The sequence below is a fragment of the Micromonospora sp. NPDC004540 genome (assembly GCF_040610095.1).
Classification (GTDB): Bacteria; Actinomycetota; Actinomycetes; order Mycobacteriales; family Micromonosporaceae; genus Micromonospora.
The window spans coordinates 1-4760 of record NZ_JBEXLR010000184.1 but is presented as its reverse complement, the minus strand read 5'-3'; the positions used below and the strand labels follow the sequence as shown (position 1 = coordinate 4760).

The 4760-nt window shown below is 74.4% G+C and carries 6 protein-coding genes; 5 read left to right on the top strand and 1 reads right to left on the bottom strand.

The annotated features are described in order from the left end of the window. The first annotated feature begins 160 nt into the window (after positions 1-160). Together ABZV78_RS31390 and ABZV78_RS31385 are read left to right on the top strand one after the other, a co-directional pair. Positions 161-490, top strand: a complete 330-nt coding sequence (locus ABZV78_RS31390; RefSeq protein WP_355644428.1) for a hypothetical protein — start codon at positions 161-163, stop codon at positions 488-490. Between the two features lie 44 nt (positions 491-534). Next, positions 535-1509 carry a DNA primase small subunit domain-containing protein gene (locus ABZV78_RS31385; RefSeq protein ID WP_355644426.1) on the top strand — a complete coding sequence of 325 codons (975 nt, stop codon included), beginning with the start codon at positions 535-537 and terminating at the stop codon, positions 1507-1509. 3 nt (positions 1510-1512) lie between these two features. Here the strand turns inward: ABZV78_RS31385 and ABZV78_RS31380 are convergent, their stop codons facing one another. Further along, complete coding sequence (locus tag ABZV78_RS31380) at positions 1513-2019, bottom strand: Lrp/AsnC family transcriptional regulator (protein ID WP_355644424.1); 507 nt, start codon at positions 2017-2019, stop codon at positions 1513-1515. A 72-nt stretch (positions 2020-2091) separates the two neighbouring features. Between ABZV78_RS31380 and pdhA the strand changes: the two genes are divergently transcribed. The 3 genes from pdhA to ABZV78_RS31365 all read left to right on the top strand — a co-directional run. Continuing rightward, on the top strand, positions 2092-3297 hold the full coding sequence (gene pdhA, locus ABZV78_RS31375; protein ID WP_355644430.1) for a pyruvate dehydrogenase (acetyl-transferring) E1 component subunit alpha: 1206 nt from the start codon (positions 2092-2094) through the stop codon (positions 3295-3297). Beyond that, complete coding sequence (locus tag ABZV78_RS31370; RefSeq protein WP_355644422.1) at positions 3297-4301, top strand: alpha-ketoacid dehydrogenase subunit beta; 1005 nt, start codon at positions 3297-3299, stop codon at positions 4299-4301. The genes pdhA and ABZV78_RS31370 overlap by 1 nt, the downstream gene beginning before the upstream one ends. Then, the coding region (locus ABZV78_RS31365; RefSeq protein WP_355644420.1) for a biotin/lipoyl-containing protein at positions 4286-4760 on the top strand (475 nt) is incomplete at its 3' end. The genes ABZV78_RS31370 and ABZV78_RS31365, both read left to right, overlap by 16 nt.

The window sequence follows — 4760 nt, the reverse complement described above, 5'->3', positions numbered from 1 at the left end:
ACCCGCGCGCCCGGGCGCGGGGGGGGGGGGGGGGCGGCCCCCCCCCCCCCACCGGCGTGTCCGCCGCCCGCCGCGCCGAGCGGGCAGCGCGGGGTGGCATCGACCGGGCAGAATGTCGTCCGGCGTACCGGGGCGGGCCCGGGCGCGGGGGAGGCGACGCATGGCGACGGTCATCAGGGGTCTGCGGGAGGCGCTGGTGCTCTTCCTGATCGCGGTGGTGACGATCGGGATCGCGGTGGGCATCTGGGTCGGGGTCAGCGGCGGCGACTTCGTCCACCGGCTGGGCGTGGCGTTCATGCTGGTCGGCGCGGTGATCGGGATGACCGGTGACCTGACGCTGAGCCGGATCGGCATGCTGCCGGCCCGGTCCACCTTCGGCCTGGCTCCCGAGCGGGAGGACGGCGGCGGGGGCCGCGTGCTCACCGGCGTCGGCATCTTCCTCTTCGTCTCGGTGCCGTTGATCATCGTCGGGGTCCTGCTCATCACGTGACGAGATCCCCGCGCCGCGACCGTCCGCGTCGTACGGTGTGAGGCGTGGCGACCGCGGCGGCCGAGGAGATCCGGGTGGGGGAGCGGCTGGTGCGCGTCTCCAGCCCCGACAAGCCCTACTTCCCGGAGCGCGGACTGACCAAGCTGGACGTGGTCCGCTACTTTCTCGCCGTCGGCGACGGCATCCTGCGCGCGCTGCGCGACCGACCGACCATGCTGGAGCGTTGGCCGCGCGGCGTGTTCGAGGGCGCGAAGATCGCCACCCGGCAGACCAACAAGGGCGACGCGTTCTACCAGAAGCGGTTGCCGGCGGGGGCGCCCGAGTGGGTGCGCACCGCGCACATCACCTTCCCGAGCGGCCGGACCGCCGACGAGGTGGCCCCGAGCGAGCTGGCCGTGGTGATCTGGGCGGCCAACCTGGGCACCCTGCGCTTCCACCCCTGGCCGGTCTCGGCGGGCGACGTGGAGCGCCCCGACCAGCTGCGCATCGACCTGGACCCGATGCCCGGGGTGGACTTCGCCCAGGTGGTGCCGGTCGCCCACGAGGTGCGCGCCTTCCTCGACGAGCTGGGCCTGGTGGGCTACCCGAAGACCACCGGCGGCCGGGGCATCCACGTCTATCTGTCGATCGAGCCGCGGTGGAGCTTCGGCGACTGCCGGCGCGCGGTGCTGGCGCTGGGCCGGGAGATGCAGCGCCGGCTGCCCGACCTGGTCACCACCACCTGGTGGCGGGAGCAGCGGGACCGGCCGGTCTTCGTCGACTACAACCAGATGGCCCGCGACCACACCGTGACCTCGGCGTACTCGATCCGGCCCACCCCGCGGGCGCTGGTCTCCGCGCCGCTGGACTGGGCGGAGCTGGACGACGCGCGGCCGGAGGACTTCGACGTGGTCAGCCTGCCGGCCCGGTTCGCCGAGCGGGGCGACCCGCACGCGGGCCTGGACGAGCGCCGGTTCTCCCTGGAGCCGCTGCTGGAGCTGGCCGACCGGGAGGGCCTGGAGGCGCCACCCGAGCGGTAGGCGTCACTGCCACGGGCTCAGCGTCCCGTCGAACTCCTCGAAGACCAGCCAGGTCCGGGTCGACAGCACCCCGGCGATGCTCTGCACCCGGTCCAGCACCACGTCCCGCAGGGTGGCGTTGTCCGGCGCGCGCACCAGGGCCAGCACGTCGTGCTCGCCGCTGAGCAGCGCCGCGTGCTCGATGAAGCGGACCCGGGCCAGCTCGGCGGAGACCTCCCGCCAGGTGTTCTGCTCGATGGTCAGCGCGATGTACGCCGAGGTGCCCAGCCCGGCCGGCTCGGGGGCCACCTGGGCCCGGAACCCGGTGATCACCCCGTCGCGCAGCAGCCGCTCCACCCGGGCGTACGCGTTGGTGCGCGAGACGTGCACCCGTTCGGCCAGCGTGCGGACGGAGAGCCGGGCGTCCTCGGTCAGTTCGCGCAGGATCCGCCGGTCGACCTCGTCGAGCGGCCCGGCCGAACGTCCCGTTCCGCCCGCCGTGCCCGGTGTGGTTCCGGTCTCCTGGCTCATGAAGCCCGCCTCTCGGTGCCATTCGTCCCGCGTTCACGCCGGATGTTGAGTCAATCATCCGACAGCAGGAGCATAGGGCCACCACACGTCCAGGAGGTCCCCGCCGTGACGACCACACCCCAGGCGGTCCGCAGGGCATCCCCGCGCACCCGCCGGCCGGCCACCCCGGCCGCTCCCGACCCCTCCGAGGGCCTGCTGCCGAAGAGCGAGCCGGTCCGACTGCTGAACCCGGACGGCACCCCGCTGCCGGCCCGGGACGACTACCCGGAGCCGCCGGTCGAGGCGCTGCGGGAGATGTACCGCCGGATGGTCGTCGGCCGCCGCTTCGACGTGCAGGCCACCGCGCTGACCAAGCAGGGCCGGCTCGCCGTCTATCCGTCCTCCCGAGGGCAGGAGGCCTGCCAGGTCGGCGGGGTGCTGGCGCTGCGCGACACCGACTGGGTCTTCCCCACCTACCGGGAGTCGATGGCGCTGACCGCCCGCGGCATCGACCCGGTCGAGGTGCTCACCCTGCTCCGCGGCGACTGGCACTGCGGGTACGACCCGACCGCCGTGCACACCGCGCCGCAGTGCACCCCGCTCGCCACCCAGTGCGTGCACGCCGCCGGGCTGGCCTACGGCGAGTCCTACCAGGGGCGGGACACCGTGGCGCTGGCCTTCATCGGCGACGGCGCCACCAGCGAGGGCGACTTCCACGAGGGGGTCAACTTCGCCGCCGTGTTCAAGGCCCCGGTCGTCTACTTCGTGCAGAACAACAAGTACGCCATCAGCGTGCCGCTGTCCCGGCAGACCGCCGCGCCGAGCCTGGCCTACAAGGGCGTCGGCTACGGCGTGCCCAGCGAGCAGGTCGACGGCAACGACCCGGTGGCCGTGCTCGCCGTGCTGAACCGCGCGGTCGCGCACGCCCGCGCCGGCAAGGGGCCGTACCTGGTGGAGGCGCACACCTACCGGATGGAGCCGCACACCAACGCCGACGACCAGACCCGCTACCGGGACGCCGAGGAGGTCGAGGCGTGGCGCGACCGCGACCCGATCGCCCGGCTGGAGGCGTACCTGCGGAACCGGGGCGTGCTGGACGACGCCGCGGTCGCGGCGATCGCCGAGGAGGCCGAGGCGTACGCCGCCGCGCTGCGCGACCGGATGAACGCCCAGCCCGAGGTCGACCCGCTCAGCCTCTTCGACCACGTCTACGCCGAGCCGACCCCGCAACTGGTCGAGCAGCGCGAACAGGTCCGGGCCGAGCTGGCCGCGGCCCGCGCCGAGGAGGGGGACGCCTGATGGCCACCATGACCATGGCGAAGGCGCTCAACGCCGCGCTCGCCGACGCGATGCTGGACGACGAGCGGGTGGTCGTCTTCGGCGAGGACGTCGGCCAGCTCGGCGGCGTCTTCCGGATCACCGACGGGCTCCAGGCGCGGTTCGGCGACAAGCGCTGCTTCGACACCCCCCTGGCCGAGGCCGGCATCGTCGGCTTCGCCGTCGGCCTGGCCATGTCCGGGCTCCGCCCGGTGGTCGAGATGCAGTTCGACGCGTTCGCGTACCCGGCGTTCGAGCAGATCGCCTCGCACGTGGCGAAGCTGCGCAACCGCACCCGGGGCGCGCTCAGCGTGCCGATCGTCATCCGGGTCCCGTACGCCGGCGGCATCGGCGGCGTGGAGCACCACTGCGACTCCTCCGAGGCGTACTACGCGCACACCCCGGGCCTGAAGGTGGTCACCCCGGCCACCGTCGAGGACGCGTACTCGCTGCTGCGCGAGGCGATCGACGACCCGGACCCGGTCGTGTTCATGGAGCCGAAGAAGCTCTACTTCTCCAGCGCCGAGGCGGAACTGCCGGCCCGGACCGCGCCGTTCGGCAGGGCCGTCGTGCGCCGCGCCGGCACCGACGCCACTCTGATCGCGTACGGGCCGGCGGTGCCCGTCGCGCTGGAGGCCGCCGAGGCCGCCCGCGAGGAGGGCTGGGACCTGGAGGTCGTCGACGTGCGCACCATCGTGCCGTTCGACGACGCCACCGTCACGGCCTCGGTGCGCAAGACCGGCCGCTGCGTGGTGATCCAGGAGGCGCAGGGCTTCGCCGGGGTCGGCGCGGAGATCGCCGCCCGGGTGCAGGAGCGCTGCTTCCACGCCCTGCACGCCCCGGTGCTGCGGGTGTCCGGGCTCGACATCCCCTACCCGGCCCCGATGCTGGAGCACACCCACCTGCCCTCGGTGGACCGGGTGCTGGACACCGTGGCCCGGCTCCAGTGGGACGACCAGCCGGACGAGCGGTGGGTGGCGGCATGACCACCACGACCGGCACGCGCGACTTCCTCCTGCCCGACCTGGGCGAGGGGCTGAGCGAGGCGGAGATCGTCGAGTGGCGGGTGGCCGTCGGCGACGTGGTCACCGTGGACCAGACGGTGGTGGAGGTGGAGACCGCCAAGGCCGTCGTCGACGTCCCCTGCCCGTACGCCGGCCGGGTCGTGGCCCTGCACGGCGCGGCGGGCGAGGTTCGCCCGGTGGGCCAGCCGCTGATCACGATCGCCCCGCTCGACGGCGACCGCGGCGGCGACCCGCACGCCACCTACCGCGAGGAGGAGCGGGCCGGCTCCGGCAACGTCCTGATCGGGTACGGCACCGGCCACGGCGGCTCGGGCCGGCGGCGCCGCCGCCCCCGGCTGGCCGTCGCCCCCGAGCCCGGCGCCGGCGCGTCGACCCCCGGCACCCCCGCCCCGGCGGCGGCCCGTCCGGACCCGGCACCGC

What these genes read in the sequence shown, in the direction of transcription:
- ABZV78_RS31380 (WP_355644424.1), bottom strand. Translation starts at nt 2,019, where the DNA reads ATGAGCCAGGAGACCGGAACCACACCGGGCACGGCGGGCGGAACGGGA.
- ABZV78_RS31390 (WP_355644428.1), top strand. Translation starts at nt 161, where the DNA reads ATGGCGACGGTCATCAGGGGTCTGCGGGAGGCGCTGGTGCTCTTCCTG.
- ABZV78_RS31370 (WP_355644422.1), top strand. Translation starts at nt 3,297, where the DNA reads ATGGCCACCATGACCATGGCGAAGGCGCTCAACGCCGCGCTCGCCGAC.